Source organism: Mucilaginibacter sp. P5_A4, from assembly GCF_056400605.1.
This window is the reverse complement of record NZ_JBFUKX010000049.1, coordinates 30710-48559: the sequence shown is the minus strand read 5'-3', so window position 1 is coordinate 48559 and position 17850 is coordinate 30710. Positions and strand designations below refer to the sequence as shown.

14 protein-coding genes and 1 pseudogene are annotated in these 17850 nt (G+C 41.5%); 4 read left to right on the top strand and 11 right to left on the bottom strand.

Features of this window, described 5'->3' with window-relative positions; translation table 11 throughout:
* Nucleotides 1-202: pseudogene (locus tag AC1DQW_RS22830) on the top strand (hypothetical protein); the annotation flags it as partial.
* 411 nt (nt 203-613) lie between these two features.
* On the opposite strand, the gene AC1DQW_RS22825 reads toward AC1DQW_RS22830, so the two are convergent.
* The gene (locus AC1DQW_RS22825; RefSeq protein ID WP_477456172.1) at nt 614-979 is read right to left on the bottom strand and encodes a hypothetical protein; all 366 of its coding nucleotides are present in this window, start codon (nt 977-979) and stop codon (nt 614-616) included.
* Nucleotides 980-1129: 150 nt separating this feature from the next.
* Between AC1DQW_RS22825 and AC1DQW_RS22820 the strand changes: the two genes are divergently transcribed.
* Nucleotides 1130-1468: a single-stranded DNA-binding protein gene (locus tag AC1DQW_RS22820; RefSeq protein WP_477412187.1), complete on the top strand. Its 339-nt coding sequence runs from the start codon at nt 1130-1132 to the stop codon at nt 1466-1468.
* A gap of 547 nt (nt 1469-2015) precedes the next feature.
* Here AC1DQW_RS22820 and AC1DQW_RS22815 read toward each other — a convergent pair.
* The 6 genes from AC1DQW_RS22815 to AC1DQW_RS22790 all read right to left on the bottom strand — a co-directional run bounded on the left by AC1DQW_RS22815 (nt 2016) and on the right by AC1DQW_RS22790 (nt 7841).
* Nucleotides 2016-3458 (bottom strand): PAS domain S-box protein, encoded by a 1443-nt coding sequence (locus AC1DQW_RS22815; RefSeq protein WP_477456171.1) that lies wholly within the window; start codon nt 3456-3458, stop codon nt 2016-2018.
* Between the two features lie 61 nt (nt 3459-3519).
* Complete coding sequence (locus AC1DQW_RS22810; RefSeq protein ID WP_477456170.1) at nt 3520-4224, bottom strand: SDR family NAD(P)-dependent oxidoreductase; 705 nt, start codon at nt 4222-4224, stop codon at nt 3520-3522.
* Nucleotides 4221-4553 carry a type II toxin-antitoxin system VapC family toxin gene (locus tag AC1DQW_RS22805; protein ID WP_477456169.1) on the bottom strand — a complete coding sequence of 111 codons (333 nt, stop codon included), beginning with the start codon at nt 4551-4553 and terminating at the stop codon, nt 4221-4223. The genes AC1DQW_RS22810 and AC1DQW_RS22805 overlap by 4 nt, the downstream gene beginning before the upstream one ends.
* 19 nt (nt 4554-4572) lie before the next feature.
* Nucleotides 4573-4815 carry a hypothetical protein gene (locus AC1DQW_RS22800; protein WP_477456168.1) on the bottom strand — a complete coding sequence of 81 codons (243 nt, stop codon included), beginning with the start codon at nt 4813-4815 and terminating at the stop codon, nt 4573-4575.
* Nucleotides 4816-4838: 23 nt separating this feature from the next.
* Nucleotides 4839-6614, bottom strand: a complete 1776-nt coding sequence (locus tag AC1DQW_RS22795) for an aromatic amino acid hydroxylase (protein WP_477456167.1) — start codon at nt 6612-6614, stop codon at nt 4839-4841.
* 96 nt (nt 6615-6710) lie between these two features.
* A complete protein-coding gene (locus tag AC1DQW_RS22790) occupies nt 6711-7841 on the bottom strand; it encodes a flippase-like domain-containing protein (protein ID WP_477456166.1) in 1131 nt (376 codons plus the stop codon).
* Between the two features lie 257 nt (nt 7842-8098).
* On the opposite strand from AC1DQW_RS22790, the gene AC1DQW_RS22785 reads away from it, so the two are divergent.
* A complete protein-coding gene (locus AC1DQW_RS22785; protein WP_477456165.1) occupies nt 8099-8968 on the top strand; it encodes a carbon-nitrogen hydrolase in 870 nt (289 codons plus the stop codon).
* A 128-nt stretch (nt 8969-9096) separates the two neighbouring features.
* Complete coding sequence (locus AC1DQW_RS22780; RefSeq protein WP_477456164.1) at nt 9097-10164, top strand: agmatine deiminase family protein; 1068 nt, start codon at nt 9097-9099, stop codon at nt 10162-10164.
* A gap of 99 nt (nt 10165-10263) precedes the next feature.
* On the opposite strand, the gene AC1DQW_RS22775 is transcribed toward AC1DQW_RS22780, so the two are convergent.
* The 4 genes from AC1DQW_RS22775 to AC1DQW_RS22760 form a co-directional block, all read right to left on the bottom strand.
* Nucleotides 10264-13062 (bottom strand): glycoside hydrolase family 2 protein, encoded by a 2799-nt coding sequence (locus tag AC1DQW_RS22775; protein WP_477456163.1) that lies wholly within the window; start codon nt 13060-13062, stop codon nt 10264-10266.
* A 161-nt stretch (nt 13063-13223) separates the two neighbouring features.
* Nucleotides 13224-14777 carry an FG-GAP repeat domain-containing protein gene (locus AC1DQW_RS22770; RefSeq protein ID WP_477456162.1) on the bottom strand — a complete coding sequence of 518 codons (1554 nt, stop codon included), beginning with the start codon at nt 14775-14777 and terminating at the stop codon, nt 13224-13226.
* A 173-nt stretch (nt 14778-14950) separates the two neighbouring features.
* Entirely contained in the window at nt 14951-16507 is a 1557-nt protein-coding gene (locus tag AC1DQW_RS22765; protein ID WP_477456161.1) for an FG-GAP repeat domain-containing protein, read from the bottom strand.
* Between the two features lie 16 nt (nt 16508-16523).
* The gene (locus AC1DQW_RS22760) at nt 16524-17843 is read right to left on the bottom strand and encodes a vanadium-dependent haloperoxidase (RefSeq protein WP_477456160.1); all 1320 of its coding nucleotides are present in this window, start codon (nt 17841-17843) and stop codon (nt 16524-16526) included.
* Between the last annotated feature and the right edge of the window lie 7 nt (nt 17844-17850).

The following is a 17850-nucleotide window of genomic DNA, read 5'->3' as shown; positions in this document are numbered from 1 at the left end:
CGTTTATGACCGGACAAGGATTAAGATGAAAGGGTATGTAGCAGTACAAAAAAAACTATTGGTAATGATGTATTACTTGTGGAAGAAAAACGAAAAATACGACGCCAAATTCGATCACACTAAAAAAATAATAGCCCCGGCAATGCCTGGGGCTACACTTGATGAACATCTAAAAGAAGCTCTCATTAAACAACAAAATTAATCTAATTTTTATGAAAATTTATTTGTTTTCTAAGACAGTACCTGTTCGCTAATACGCCTGCAGGCATTACACTCATTGGCCGGTACCGCTGCCAGCCCTAACACGTTGTCTGAATCAGAATTTTCAGAATTAAAGAATTGACAGAATTTTATTTTGAGGCAGCAAAAGAAAAGACTTAAGCTCATGGTTGGATTTTGAACATAAATTTAATCTTTATTCTTCAGCGTAAACTTTATTCCATAAAGTAATATCAATAAACTAATCAATATACCGATGGTGTATTCAAAATCTCTATCTGTTTCTAAAGGGATATTATGTCCGCTACCATGGTAAACCATCCACATAAAAACACAAAAGCCTAATAAAATAATTAAAACTACCTGTATACTTTTGATTGTTAATTTCATATAACTAACCGCTCTCCCCTTCCCTTTTCACCAACAACACCTCATCCCCGTCCAATAACAAGTACCCATATTCGTAGCAAAACATATAAGTGGAACCCGTTTTGGTTTGATAGATACTGGTGATGTGGTCAAAGTCGAATCCTTTTGCTGCCATTTTTTTGCGGCTGGTTTTTGTTTTGCCGGTTGGGTTTAACTCTTCCAGTACACGGCGGTTGCGGCGCAGGATGTTGTTGATATTACGCACCAGGTTATAGCTATTGCTGTTGAGCTGGTTATTGTAATTATTGCGGCATAGGTCGTTACAAAACTTTTTATCGGCCCGGCCATGTAAGGGCAAACCACAATCCAAACAGTTTCTTTCCTGGTTCATGATATAAAGATACACGATTGCTTATCCATTTGCAAACGCTTACAAACGGAAACTATCGACTATAAACGGTTATTATCCGGTTAAGTTTTCTGGGTAGCTGCACCTTTGTATCGTTATCAAAACATATATCAAACATTAAAAAATAAAACGATGAACTCATTAAGAAACAGTGTACGCCTTGTAGGCAACTTAGGTATGGACCCGGAAGTAAAAGTTTTTGACAGCAACAAAAAAATGGCGCGGATCTCCATAGCTACCAACGAGAGTTATAAAAATGACAAAGGCGAAAAGATAACCGATACCACATGGCATAACCTGGTTTTGTGGGGCACACAAGCCAAGCTTGCCGAAGATTTTTTAAAAAAGGGCGATGAAGTAGCCATTGAAGGCAAGCTGGCCAACCGCAGCTATACCGATAAAGAAGGAGTTAAACGCTACGTATCTGAAATTGTAGTAAATGAATTTTTAAAGGTTGGCGCAAAAGGCTGAAGAGCAAAGACCGGTGAACAACCAAAAGGTTCGCGCTGGATAGTTGGCTCGGTAGAAGATCGCTTCGCGGTATCGCCTCCAATCGAGGAGTTGTAAATTCCTTGTCAACAAGGTTAGATGACGATTTAAATGTTTGTCATCCTGAACGCAGTGAAGGATCTATTCGCAGACTGTGCAGGGCGAAAAAGCATGGCGAATAATAGATGCTTCACTACGTTCAGCATGACAAATGGCTTTTTTTTGCAAACACGTCATGGGCAGTCTGCCGATGCATAGCGGGCAAAGGCCTCTCCGCGCGCGCCTTCGACAGGCTGCCATTGACAAGTCTGTAACTTACTGATTATCAATATTGAAAAAATGTCATTTTCAATGCGATTATTTGCAAGCAAATAAAACTTACTCAGGATGACCGGCCTTTTTTTGAAAGAAATATACGGTTACAACAAACACGTGATTGATAGGAACGAAGGATCTATTCGCAGATTGTACAGGGCGAAGGTGGTGGGTAGGTCCTTCACTATTGTTCAGGATTACAAAAAAGTCGCCTTTATGAAATTTGCTTTTCGCTCGCTTTTACGTATAAAGTTTTTTCAATAATATCATGAATAACTTTATCAAGCTCTTTGGTGGTGATATATAAGTAGTCAATTATTTCGCTGTTCAGCGGGTTCGCCGTGTTAAACTTGTCGAACAAATTTACCAGGCCCAAAATCGTGGCAACCGGGCGTCTTAGTTCATGGGAGCTTATAGCAGCAATTGATTGAAGCCTGTTGTTTTGTTCTTTAATATCCTGCTCGTTTTTTTTGCTTTCAATTAAAACCCGCAAAATGTTTACCGTTCGCCCTATCAGGTGCAGCTCGTCATTGTCTGGTTCGCGAACGGTGGTATAATAAATACCAAACACAGCCAAAACCTTTGCCCCATTTGAACTTATTACCGGTGTAGACCAGCAAGCTTTTAAACCAAATGGTTTTATCATATCGGCATAGTCGACCCAAAGCGGATCATTTTCTACATCGCTTACAATAGTTTGCTCCCGATGATATACCGCATTGCCGCATGAGCCCACACCCGGGCCAACCGGAAGGCCTTCCAACTGATCGCTATAAGCTTTTGGCAGCCGTGGTGCAGCAAGGGTATACAGCTTTTGCTGCGCGTCATCAACTTCCAAAACCGAGCAGATCATATCGGGGAATATTGCTTCGATCCCCCTAAGTAATTCGCCGGTTGTTTGGGCAAGGGTATGTTGTGTAGCTGCATTTAACTCCAACACCCTTTTCTCCAATCCCAATACCCATTCCTGTATTTTTATTTCGGTAATATCTCTTATAAATAACGCAAGTTGATTATGATAAGCATATATATTAATGCGAAGCCAGGAGTTGGAGTATGTATTTAAATACTGAACCTGTACCGGGGTATTATCGTTTAGTGATCGTTGACATTCGCTGATAACCTCGGGTATTATGCCGAGGCTTTTTATATTAATAAAACCCGATTGTTTAATTTCTTCGGCGTTTAAACTGGTCATGGCCTGAAAAGCCGGGTTAAAAGCTATTATATTCCAGTCGGTATCAAGCACAATAAAACCCTCGTTCAGGTTTTGGATGGTATGCTGCACTATATCATTATCCGGCGGTTCAGAAATAACAGGCACGTTCATCCGGGGAGTACCGGTTGAATAGATAAGGTTATCATCATTTAAAATAGCCGACCAGGAAACATTGTAATAGCCCCCACCTTTTGCCTTAACCCTGCTTTGATAATCAACCGGTTTCTTACTTAACAGCAGGCTGCCTTGTGATTCTTCCCTGCTTTTTTCATCCTCCGGGTGGCATATTTCGGCAATATTAACGCCCGTCAGTTCGGCCTCATTATAGTTAAATAAACTTTGAAATGAAGGGTTTGAATGCAAAATCACACCATTCATATCCATCACAAAAAATACATCTTTTGAACGAGTAAATAGGGATGTGAATCTATTATCCATATGAGGTTATTACGCTGTTTTCTTTGTGTAAGTTATAAAATATTTATAATAAAATATTATTTTATGGCGTACTTACTGCAACTGGCAAAATTTTACCGTTAAAAAATTTATGACCTGTAAGCGCAAAGTCGGCTATATACTTACCCATTTCAAACGCTAATACCGGAGATTGATAGCCCGGAAAAGCCTTTTCCAGCATTTCGGTTTGTGCCGATCCCAGTGCCAGGCAGTTTACTTTTATATCCTGATCGGCAAGTTCCTGCGCCAGGCATTCAGTTAATGTATGCAATGCCGACTTGCTGGCCGAATATGCAGATAAACCCGGAAACTTTGCACTACCCTGGTAACCGCCCATACTGCCAATATTGAGTATGTGCCCTCCGGCAGGTATTAATGACAAAAGGGCTTGTATAATACGTACATGACCTATAAAGTTACTTTGCAGCATTTCTACAAAATCGGTTTCCAGCAATTGCATAAATGGTTTATTTATAAGCACCCCTGCATTATTTATTAAAACATCAACCTGGTTATCAAAGTTAACCTCGATAAATTGTTTTAAGCCTTCGTAATCATCATGTACAATATCAAAGGTAAGGGCGTATAACTGGCAATCGGGGTTAAGGCCGTGGGCAATCTCCAGCAAACGTTCCAGTTTGTCCTGCGAGCGTGCAAGCGCTATAACCTTATGGTTTCCGGATAGTATAAGTTCAATTACAGCCTCAAATCCTACGCCGCTGCTGGCGCCTGTTATTATAACATTCATAAAGTAAATGGATTTATCAATTCTACCTTATTGCCGAGGGATTTAAAATCGGCTATATTATTAGTAAGCAAAGGGATTTGCTGTACTAATGCAGTAGCATAAATGATAGCATCGGGCAATTTAACCCGATAATTAGTTCTTAATTTAATTGTTTCTTCTGAAATTGTATCAGTCAATGGAATAACGTCCAATTCATTGCAAATTGCTTTTAGCAATTCATGCTCATCTACTTTTGCAAATGAGTAACCTAAAGCTTCTATTTTAGTTATGACAGAAATGGCGGATTTTTCTTTGAGTATTTTTTCGGGATCGAGAACAAATTTAGACAAGTAGATCAGAACATTGGTATCAAATATCACGATCCCATTCCTTTCTTATTTCCCGTTGCCACTCCACGGGATCTTTAATATCTTCGAAAAGATCTTTGCCTTTTGCTTTATCTAAAATTTTTTTAATTCTTTCATATTGAACAGAAGGTTCACTTAGCGTAGGCTTTTCAACGGCAATATCTCTTACATACGGAATTTCTTTCAGGATTTTTTTGAATAATTCCGTGCTGTCGTCATCAACTTTTATTATCAGCGTTGTCATACTCTAAATTACATGTTTTTTTGTTAAAATACCAATTTTTGCTCAACCGGATGCCCGATCAGGTAAAAACCATCAGTGATAAGTTTTTTTAATTCGGGCTGATCTTTTATTTTTTGTTCCAGAAAACCACGGATCTCAACTGCCAGAAATGGCTCAATCCCCTCATGCTCCAGTAGTTCCAGTATTTCAAGGGCGCAAAGCCAGTCGTCATGATGATTTTTTTGCAGTTTAAGCCAAACGTTGCCTAAAAAGCCATAATCACCTTGCTTTTGGCGACAATCCCGCACCTGCTGATACAGCTTGTGTAATTCCTTATTTTTAAAGCTATGCTCTACATGATGAGTAGCGGTTTTTGATTTATAAATTAACTCGTCAAATGCTTCCTTATCTGCCGCACCACAAAATACCGACGTAATCTTTTCGCCCACAGCCATATCATAAACACCCCACGACGGATCAAACAATACCGCGCCTTTTTCATCAGTTACCATACAATCTGTAAAAGTGATCAGCTGCGTTTTTCCGCCAGATACCAGGATGCTTTTAACTTTGCCTTCAACGGTAATACCACTTTCAAATTGGAGTGTTGCATCTTTATTAATGGCGATACCCGCATTTTCAAGTTCTGCCACCCCCTTGTTTTCTAAAGGCTGCATATTTTTAAGTTTACCAACCGGCGAGCTAAAGCCATCTTTATGATAATTTTTCCCATGGCCTTTCAGTTGTTTATTATTAACTGATAAAGCAGCAGGCCCGTTGATCTTTAAAAAATATGGATCGCCATTTTTATCGATTTTAAAATCGGTCACCGTACCCGAAACCTGCAGGCCCGAACTGTAAACCGCTGTACAGGTATTTTTGCTTTCAAAAGCCTTACCTAATCCGTAGGCCCCACCTCTGCGGAACGACATGGTATTAGCAAATTCCTCCAGCACATCTACCAGGTTTTGGAAAGTTGGTGTTACAAAAAGCTGTGGCTGTGTTTTAGTGATATCATAACTATAGTTCACCGCATCAATAGTGTACCAGAGTTTTTTTACCTGCGTCGTCATACAACTGGCGCTTTCACCAATAGACGAGAGCAGGCCGGCGCCGTAGATCTTTGGATTTTCTAATGTACCAATCAAACCGTACTCTACCGTCCACCAATGCAGGCGGCTTAGCAGGGCCATTTCTGATGGTTCGCCTATATGCTGTTGCCGGTAAGCTACCAGTTCATCGGCCTTCTTCACCTCTTCCGGGTCGGCGTCGGGCATTTCTTTTAGTATCGATAAAGCCCTTATCGCTTCGTAAAGTTCAAAATCCTGTGCCGAAAACATGGCTTTTGCCCCTATCGAGCCAAAATAGCTCAAATATTCGTGGTAATCCTTATCAGCAATAATTGGCGCGTGCCCCGCCGATTCGTGAATGATATCGGGCGCTGGTGTATATTCAATATGCCGCGACTGGCGGATATCCGCTGCAATAACCAGCACCTTGTAAGCCTGGTATTCCATAAAGGCGGCTGGTGGTATAAAACCATCAACAGTAACTGCTCCCCAGCCAATTTTGGCCAGGGCATCGTTCATTTCCTGCAGGTTGGGGATTCTTTCTATAGTTAAGCCGGCTTTGGTTAAACCGGGAATGTATGGGTAATAGGCAACATCCTTTAAGTAACTATAATTTTGCCGCATTACATAGCGCCAAACAGCGTGATCAATGGGCGTGTAATGCTCGTAATGTTGGTCGACTATAAATTGTTTTAAATGACCGGGCAACGCAGCAACCTGCGGATTGTGAAAATCATTAAAATGGCTCATTTACGTTTGGTACGGTTTATAAACAGAACGTAAATTTAGGAAATAAGATTGCCTTTACTGAAACAGGTTGATAGTAATTTATGGTTTTTTATAACATTAATCAGAAGGAAGATCCTTTTCTAATCTATCTGTACGAAATACATAGTAAACACCCATTAAAGAAATAAGGGCCGATACTACATAAAAAGATAAACTTAAAACTACGGCAAGTTCGCCGTTCATTTGGAATTTTTCGACAATTACCCACTTAAATATAAACTCCCGAAAGCCAAGCCCACCAACGCTAAATGGTATAACTGCCGCCATAGACGACATCAGGAAAGCCGATAAGTAAGGGGCGAATTTCCCGATGTGATGTAAGCCTATCATTACACACAAAATTGTAGTTAACTGTAATGATTGTAAGGCCACTGCCTTTAAATGAGCCTCAAAAAAGTACTTGGTATATTCTTTAAAAAATTTGTGTGCCACAAAATAATACACCGCCGTTGCAGTTAAAAATACGGCCCCTGTTAGTAATGGACTGATATTTAATTGCGGAAGAAAAATAACAAGTACGGCAGTAATTAAACCAATTGCCCAAAAACCGCTCAATCTATCGAACAAAATTGCCCAGAAAACTTTTTTAGCAGGCATTTTGTAACTCTTGTTCAGCAGGTATATTTTGTAACCATCGCCGCCTATACCACCTGGTAAAAACAAGTTATAAAACATACCAAGCATATATAAGCGTAAATTAAATCTCCAGCCGATGTGTAAATCTATAGATCTGAAAAAACTTAATAACCTTGAAGCCGATACAATAGTTGAAAGAAAAAAACATACCACAGCAGCCAGCGCCCACCATGGATTTGATTGGCTAAGTAACTCTTTAACCTGGTCAATTTTTATTTTACTAAAAACATAATAAAGCAAGGCACCTGTAACGCAGATCTTTAAAATCAGCTTGGTAATATGCCACAGGGTACTTTTAAATGTTTTAGGCTTTTTTTCGGAAGTAATAGTTTTCAGATCCTCCAATGGAAAGGTCTCAGCCGGGTTAAAGGGCCCAATATAATCTTCGTCGTATTGTTTGCGTTTTTCAGCATCGCTCAACACCTGGTAAGCTTCAACAACTAAATCATTGGGAGCCTTACTATTACTGATTTTGCGATATGCTTCGTCAATATCATTTAATGTAGCACTGGGGTCGATGCCTAAAATTTCGTAATAATCCTTATCTATCATTGTGAAGCAAATTAATGGCACTTGCCATTTTGGGTGCAAAGCTATGTTATTTTTTTATTTAGCTATAAGAGGACAATGATTTAACAAAATTTAGCAATTATGTTTTGAAAAAATTAAAACCAATACAAATTAATTGGTGTAATCAACTACATCGGTGTAATCATAATGAAATGGTAATATTCAAATCAGTGTAATCAATAATATAAATCGATGCAATCCTAAATTCAATTGTTATTTTTGCGCAAATTTTTATCAGTATGAATAAAGTAAAGGTTGGCATAGTGCAAATGAGCTGTACTGCAGAGAAACAGCAGAACCTGCAAAAGGCCATTATTAAAGTAAGGGAGGCAGCAGCCAAAGGCGCCCAAATAGTTTGTTTACAGGAGCTGTTTACCTCGCTTTATTTTTGTGACGTTGAGGATTACGACAATTTTAAACTGGCCGAAGCCATACCTGGCCCATCAACAGATGAGTTATCAAAAGTTGCTGCCGAGCTTAACGTGGTAATTATTGCTTCATTGTTTGAGAAACGTGCGCAGGGCCTTTACCATAATACCACTGCTGTTTTGGATGCCGATGGCAGCTACTTAGGCAAATACCGCAAAATGCACATTCCCGATGATCCGGGCTTTTACGAAAAATTCTACTTCACCCCCGGCGACCTGGGTTATAAGGTATTTAAAACCAAATACGGCAAATTAGGTGTGCTCATCTGCTGGGATCAATGGTACCCCGAAGCTGCCCGTATCACCGCGTTAATGGGCGCCGACATATTGTTTTATCCAACTGCCATTGGCTGGGCCACTACACAGGATGAAGCTACCAATGTGGAGCAATACAATGCATGGCAAACCATACAACGTTCGCACGCGGTAGCCAACGGCATACACGTGGTAAGCGTTAACCGTGTTGGCGAAGAAGCTGGCGTTAAATTCTGGGGCGGGTCATTCTTTGCCAATCCGTTTGGTGCAATTATCCAGCAAACATCACATGATGAGGAAGAGGTTGTTGTACAGGAGTTAGATCTGGATAAATCTGATTATTACCGTAGCCACTGGCCGTTTTTGAGGGATAGGCGAATTGACAGTTATCAGCCTATCACCAAAAGACTTTTAGACGAAGATTAAATTACTTCCTCACCCATCGTCATTGCGAGGTACGAAGCAATCCCCGACCTACAGAGCCACTCCGTACAGTTAAGGATTGCTTCGTACCTCGCAATGACGGGTGGGGTATACACATTTGCTTACCAATTATGAGCCAAAATACTTCAACTATACAAACCCCTGCTTCGCAAGGATTTTCTTTTCCCGCTGAGTGGGCACGCCACACAGCAACATGGCTTTCATGGCCGCATAAAGAGGCTTCATGGCCGGGGAAAATAGATACCATTTACCCGGCATACATCGAATTCATCAAAGTATTAACCAAAGGTGAATTAGTGCGCATCAACGTGGTTGATGAAAACATGAAAGCATCTGTGGCTTTTCAGCTGCAACATGCCGGTGTTGATATGAGCCGGGTGGAGTTGTTTGAATTTGCAACAAATGATGCCTGGTGCCGCGACCACGGACCCGCGTTTTTGATCAACCCGGATACTAAACAAAAAGCTATTGTTGATTGGGGCTATAATGCCTGGGGTGGCAAATATCCCCCGTTTGACCTGGATGATGTAATCCCGACAAAAATTGGGAGACATTTTAGTTTGCCGGTATTTAATCCGGGTATTGTAATGGAAGGTGGCTCTGTTGATTTTAATGGCAAGGGCACTATTTTAACCACCACTGCCTGCCTGCTCAACAAAAACCGCAACCCGCATTTAAACCAGGACCAGATTGAAGGCTACCTGCGCAACTATTACGGCGCCGAACAAATTTTATGGTTGGGCGATGGCATTGTTGGTGACGATACCGACGGCCACATTGATGATATTACCCGTTTTGTGAACGAGGATACCGTAGTTACTGTTGTTGAAGAGAACAAAAACGACGACAACTATCACCTGCTGCAGGAAAACCTGGAAGCTTTAAAAACCATGCGCCTGCTCAATGGCAAACAATTAAACGTTGTGGAACTTCCCATGCCCGATGAGGTGGTCCATGATGATACCCGCTTGCCGGCATCGTACGCTAATTTTTATATAGCCAACTCGGCTGTTGTAGTACCTACCTATCGTTCTGTAAATGACGATAAAGCATTACAAATCATTCAGCAATGCTTCCCCAATCGCGAGGTTGTGGGTATTGATTCTACAGATATCATCTGGGGACTTGGAAGTTTCCATTGTTTGAGTCAGCAGGAACCAAGCCCCCCAGCCCCCTAAAAGGGGGAGTTTTTGATGTGCAGATTGCAGATGTGCAAATGATATAAAAACAAAACGCCTGACTTTTTGAGCCAGGCGTTTTTGTTTTAGCAATATTTATTATTGCTTCGAAGCTAATGCGATTACTTGCTTATCCAGGTTCCAGCCTTCCAGCAATATGGTTGGGGTTACGTTACCTAATTTGGCAGCCGGGGCGGTTACAGATACAGTTATGCTTTCGTATGGCGCCAAAGTGAAATAATTTCCTGTCCAGTAGCTTGGCATAATTTCTTCACCGTTTTTCATGAGTTGCGGGCGTACAAAAAATGCCAGTTTATTTGATGTGTTGGTGAATTGAACAGTCCACTTACTTTCTACAGTACCTTTTTCGGTTTTGATAATTTTGGCGCTTACCCGGGCATGTTTCATATTGTTAAGCGTTTTGAATTCATCTGTTGCAGATAGCCAATAAGCGTTGTGCGATACCGTTTTGCCAACAGAATTTTTCAGGTTAAGCACTACAAAGCTTACACCCTGCGTGCCGGCCAGGATATCCTTCAGCTGAATAATCTCCTGTACGCCATTTGTAGCTAAACTCACATGCTCCACTTTTGATGATTTAATGAGCTTGCTGTTAATGTCAAAAATATCGGCAGTGGCAATAAGATCGCCGGTTGAATGGTGGGTACGGTTAATGATTGCCACACTTGAGTTATCATAATTATACTGAATATGCACCGGTTCGCAGGCGTTTTGCATAGAATAATAACCTGCATTTGGCTCCAGGTACCAATCATAAATCTGCCAGACCACGCTTGGAAGGGCGGCATTTAGTTTCCAGAGCATTACGCCACCGGTTTCGTTCAGTTTATGGCCATCGGCTTCAAAAATACCCTGGTAGCCTATATAGTTCATAAACTGCATCTTATCAGAGAAATTTACGATATCAGTTGGCGCGCCATACCTTTTGGCCATCTCCTCATAATACTTATCATACTGGCCTGCACCCGTTGCAGCATCATGATATCCCCAGGTATTGTTTAGCGGGAAAGGCAGGGTTTTATCCCAGGTAAGGTTAGGGATAATTTTAGGCAGCGTGGTATAAGGCGGTTGCGATGGCAGGCCGGTTTCATCCTTAAATACCCAATCTTTACCGGCATCGGCCAGTTTGTAGTAATCCTTAGGATCTTTCCATGCATACGGCCCGCCGCTGTACACGCCTGATGGCATATCATCCGGCCATGAGCCTTTCCATCCTTCGGGCAGTTTGGCAAAGCCTGATGAACTTGGGATAAATGGCCTTGTACCATCCAGTTCGATGATATCATTGCGCATTTTATCATAAAGTTCTTTGCGGGCATGACCTTCGTTACCGCCAGTCCAAACCAGTAAACTTGGGTGATTACGCACACGGTAAATAGTGCTCTCCACATTTTTTATAAATACGCTTCCTTCCAATGGCCAATCAGGCGAGCCTTTAAATTCTCCCTGGGTATCTCCGGTGATCCAAAAATCCGACCATACCATTTGTCCATATTTATCGGCGGCGTTCCAGAAAGCATCGGGTGGAGTAACTCCTCCGCCCCAAATACGCACTAAGTTTACATTAGCATTGCGGCACAAGTGCATTTCATAATCATACCGGGCCGAATCGCGGTTCACCATCATATCGGGTACCCAGGCACCACCTACCAAATGCACTAACTTACCATTCACGTAAAATTGGCGACGCACAAAACCATTCACCATGCTGGCTTTGGATGATACCTCACGCACGCCAAAAACAAAGGTAGTATCATCACTGACGCCCTTTACATCGGCATATTGCAAGCGGATGCGGTATAAATTTGCTTTGCCATAACCGTTTGGCCACCATAATTTTGGCTGACGAATGATGAGCTGGCTTATATTGTCTGCATTTAACTCCACCATTTTACCTGAATTTGCAGCAACGGAAACCGCTTGTGTAAACTGAACGGGTAACCCCGCAAAATTCTCGGGTTTTATGCTGATGGTAAGCTTGCCATTATTAGCAATGCTGGTGTTGTTTGACAATGTTAAATTCAGGGAAAGTTTAGCTACGCTGGTATCGGGCAGGTTTGGCAGGTCGGTTACCAGTTTTGGCCTGCCAATAGTTACGGCTCCCGTGGTCCGCAGAAAAACCGGTTGCCAGATCCCCATATTACGATCGCGCACCGGGGGAATCCAGTCCCAGCCTGCGGAGCATAGCATGGTTACATTTTTACCAATATCCCCGGTTGGCCCACCGTTTTCATAGAATGGACCTAAAGCCTTCAGCTGTTCTTTTGCGGGATAACCGGCATAATCCAAAGGATATATTTTTACTGCTAATGCATTATCGCCACCGGCATTAATGGCATTGCTCACGTCCAGGTTATGCTCGGCAAACATACCAGCCATCTGGGTGCTATCGGTAATTTGTTTTCCGTTAAGCCATACAGCCGCACGGTAGTTGATGCCTTTAAATATCAGCTGAAACTGCCGGCCTTTATCACCGGCCGGCACTTTAAAGGTTGTGCGATACCAGTAAGGCTTTTTCCATGGATTGGGATCGTTGGGTAAATGACTATACTGCTCCAGGTTGTATTCTTTATTAAACTGATCTGATGCATCAGGAATGAGCATATTGTTTAAACCTTGATACGGATCGGGGTAAATTTTATTGGCAACCAGCCCCGTCAATACCGTTGACGGTACTTTAACCGGGAACCAATACACAGGCGAATGGTATTTAACACTTGATAATTCGGTACCGGTAGCATTCACCAATGCCGAAGACTGCAAATCAAAATCGGATAACTTAACCTGTTTTACAGGCGCAGATTGAGCCAGCAAAAAGGCAGGCAAAACGCATGCAGCTAAAACACCGAAGGCAGTATAAATAGTTTTTTTCATCATAATGCTTTTTTAACAGGGATGCGGGGTCTCCATTTAATAAATGGATAAGGAAACATCACTGGCAATAAATAACAACGGTAAAACTAATTAACACATGGCAACATGATAGCGTACTTATTTATCATTTTCCAATACAAATGATACAATTTGCATTTTTATACTTACTTTCTGAGCGTATTTTGCAACATGATTACCGGATGGTACCTGTCCCAGCTGGGTTTGTAGTCTTTTTGGTTGATAAGTCCGGAGCCTCCTGCCGAAAAATTGCCTAAAACAATATCCATATCACCATCCTGATCGATGTCGTTCACATCCATCGCTATCCACCTGCCATACCCATTAACAGGAATCTCGTGCACTTTGAATTTATCCGGGCTGGTTTGTTCATGGTAAGTAAAACCCTCGGTGGGATGGTATTTAAAATCGGGGAAGAACGCGGTCACGGCCAGGTCAAGGTCGCCGTCTTTATCAAAATCGGCAGCCATGGCTTTTGAGCAGCCATTGATGTGGTAAAAATAGGTTTGTTTAAATTTCCAGTTGCCCTGGTTGGTGAAAATGTAAACCCCATGATAAGGTTTAAATATAGGTGAGTAATCATTATTATCGCCACAGGTGTACAAAATATCAAGCTTACCATCGTGGTTAAAATCAACCATTTCAAAACTGCTTGAACCATATACCGGCGGAAAATGTATAAGATTATGACTGGTGAATCCACCTTTTTTGTCATTCAAAAACAACCAGATACCTTCATCAGCCTGGGCAAACAGGCACACAATATCAGGCCAGCCATCGTTATTATAATCACTGATAAAAACCTGGGATGGACCCGGTATCGCCCTGACAGTTTTTTTTATAAATGTATGATTTGCCCGTTGCTGAACCAGATACAACCCGCCCTGGTTATGTCCAAAACCACAGGATACATAATCTACTAAACCATCCTTGTTAAAATCGGCATAAGCGCTTTTTACCGGGCGCGGCAGGCTATCAGTAATTAACAGTGAATCTCTATTTGCCGACCGGCTATTAAGGTTGATGCTTATCATTTTCCCTTTCAGCTGATCGTTTGGCGGCAGTATGCCTATGCAGGTTATAATAGCTCCGTTTGGCTCTGCAGCTGTTTTAAAAAAATTGGCATCAACTACTCCCGAATTAAATTTTTTTACGAGGGTTGATTGAAGATCGCTATCCCATTTATAAAGGTTACCGCCCGCGTCGCCTGTGTAAAGATGCTTATCGTTTTCATTATAGGTAACCATGGTGGTCATGGCAGGCCCGTTAGCCGTATCTGCATTTTTTGGCCGTTTCAGGGCGAAAATAGCCCAATCCTTTATTGCCGTGGGTTTTGGTATGATCAGCTTGGCAGGAGCCGAATACTTATAATAAACCAGGATCTTGTGCCAGTCGGCTGCAGATATGGTTGAAGTTGAAGAAACAAGGTAATCATCCATAAAGGGCCGTAAACCAAATTTGGGTGCCATGCCCGGTAGTATGCTCTTTTCCCAGGTTATTTTATCCAAAAGCGACGGATCTGGTGCCTGGTGACAGCCAGAACAACGTATTTGGGCAAGCTTTTTACCTTCGGCAAGGTATTTTTCTTCAGGTGATGATAAACCATCATCACCACAGCTATTAAAAGCCATAATGATAATAAATACCGAAAAAATAATTAAACAGATCTTATTTGCCGACAGCCGTTGTTTTTTTATCATGGGCACTTATGCTTCGTACCTACCCTATCCTATGACAAGTTGTAGAATTCCAGACTTATGAAGTTTAAAACGGCGAAGCCCTCAACGAGGCCGAAAACATTATTATCGGGTTAAACTTTGTAAGTCTTTCGCCGTTGATGAATTAAAAGCTAAAATATAACACTAACCAACCCCTATTTTTTCAAGTGATTTTCGAGCACGATGAGTGGCAGCTTGCGATCCCATTGCGGTTGTAAACCATGAATAAACATAAAGCCATCGGCATAATTACCGAGGATGATATCGGGCTTACTGTCATTGTTCAAATCGGCTGCATCCATACACATCCAACGGCCATATTTGCTTACTGGTACCGCATGTGGTTTAAAATCAAATCCTTTGGTTTGTTCAAAGTAAATAAACTCCTCGGCAGGCGTATTTTGCATATCTGCAAAAAAAGCAATTGTTGCAATGTCAATGTCGCCATCGCCATCAAAATCGGCAGCTATAGCTTTTGTACAGCCGTTTATTGGATAAAAGTACTTTTGCTTAAAATTCCAGTTGCCCGTATTGGTAAAAATATACAAACCATGGTAGGGTTTTAAAATACGCGAATCATGATAATTATAACCACAGGTATAAACCAGGTCAGGGTTCCCGTCATGATCCATATCGGCTAACTGGAAACTGGTTGAACTGTTTGTTGGTGGAAAAGTTAGCAGCTTCCTTGTTGTGAAACCACCTTTTTGGTCGTTTGTTAAAAGCCATAGTCCTTCATCACCTGTACCAGTTAACACCATTACATCGGGCCAACCATCTTTATTAAAATCACCTTTTACAGCCTGTACCGATCCTGCCTTATCCAGGATGGTTTGTTGCATATAGGTTTTATCCTTGTTTTGTTTTAATAAATAAACGCCTCCTTTTTTATCGCCCTGGCCACAAACTACCACATCACTAAGTCCATCTTTATTAAAATCGCCGATTATGGTTTGAACCGGTCGGGGCAGATCAGACGCTATGTAAGTTTGCGTAGCATTCGCGTCTTTAGCATCCAGGTTAAGTTTCACTATTTTCCCATTCGGAAAATCAACGGGGGCCATACGGCCAATGGCCGAAACAAAGCCGATGTTATTTCCTGCTTCATCTTTATCAAAACTAATGCCTACTCCGGCAGAGGGCAAAGATGCTAATGAGTCGACCTTTAAATTGGCATCCCAGGTATATAATTTATCGTTTACGGCATCAGCACTGTACAACTTTTTAGTTGCTTTATTAAATGCAACGGCAGTAGTAAAACTGGTAGAATTTAACGGTGCCGGCTTTTTTAATGTAAAACCAGCCCAATCCTCAACTAATGGGACAGGCTTTTTGGCAGGTAATAAGGTATCAGGTGCAAACTTTTTATAATAATCAACTATAGTCAACCATTCTGCAATGCTTGCTCCAGTTGTATCCCTTGGATCCTTTTTGAAAAAAGAGCTTCCATAAGTTGATACATTAAGCATGGGCGCCATACTAACCAATACATGGTTTAACCAAACATTTTTGGGTAAAGCATTAACAGGCGTTAACGCATGACACCTTGTACACTTTAACTGTACCAGGTTTTCCCCATCCACCTTAACATCTCCGGTTAATTTATATGGTTGTGGTTTTGATTTACAGCCATACATTAACGTAACAAGTGATAATAAAACAGTAAATAAAAGCAGGTAGGCAGTAACCAGGTAACTCTTTTTAAAATTCATAAAAACCTATATGCTATTATTTTTTTAGTTTTAGTTTTTGCCAAATATATTCGCCTACCTGCCTGCCTTGCGCGGCACCCTGATTTACGCTGTTAAGATAATGTATGCCGCCATAAAAACGACTTATAGACGTCTCTTCCGAAGCTTTTAAAAACGAATCGAAATGGCGCTGCATACCTATATATTTTAAATCGCTGGTATCCTGGTAGGCAAAGTTATCGCCAAACAGGTGCGTAAGCATTACCGCCGAAGCTGCGCTGATATCACTATGCCCGCTTGGATACTCGGGGAATGGTGGAGTTTGAAGCATAGGCAGCCAATCGTGATCAATTTTTTCATTGATAACTGTTACCGGCCTTATGTAATTAGTTTCATATTTAACCTGCCAGCCACAAATAAAGGCATCAAACAAAGCGATGGATGTAAGCGCGTAAACCTGCGCCGTTTTTACTACATCGGCATGTGTTTGTTTACAGGCAATAGCTGCAATACCTATCCAGTGGCCGCCGGGGGTTATTTTTTTATTGGCAAACATCATGTGCCCGTTATGCTGAATTACAAATGGGTTATCATCCCAAAAGCGGGCAATTGTTTTTTGCTCTTCGGTAATATTTTTACTCAACTGGTAAACCTCCATATTTTGCTTAAAGAAAACGCTGTTTTTGTCTTCGCTAAAAGGAGTTGGCGGCGGTAACTTAAACTGTGTTGAGGTATCAACCGCAAAAGTGTGCATAGTGCCCCAGCAAAACTCAACACCATCAAGATAGTCTGGCGCGGTAGGACGCCATTGGCCCGGCTCTTCGTTACCCAAAAAGCGGGGTTTGCCACGGGTTTGCGGATAATTATCAACGGCAGAACGTTTCAGCATGAACTTTCCTATTTGCGTACCAAATGCTATTGAACGCGCGTAGGTAGAATCGTCAAGGTTATCCTTATACATAGCGTACACCTTATCCTCATATTTCTGAAGGGTATCAACCGAAAAGGTGATTTTATGGGCTACCGTAAAAAAGGCTTTGGTAGCGGCCAATGTGAAATTGTACTTTAAATCCTTTTTTGGTTCGGGCGGTTTGCCAAAGCCTTTTAACTGGGCTGCTATTGAATTGTAATCGGGGTTTGCATAGCGTACAGCCTCATAAGCCGCCAATGTGGTATAGCCGTAAATACGACTGGCTACCGGTGGCGAAAACACATCGTATATAATCACCTGCGTTAGCTGATCAACATTATTATGCAGTACATCGGCATCTTTCATTAAACCCGTTTTCTTTTTTTGCGTACAGCCATACACCAGGAATAAGCAGGCAACGGCTATACATATTTTAAAATATCTCATATACAAG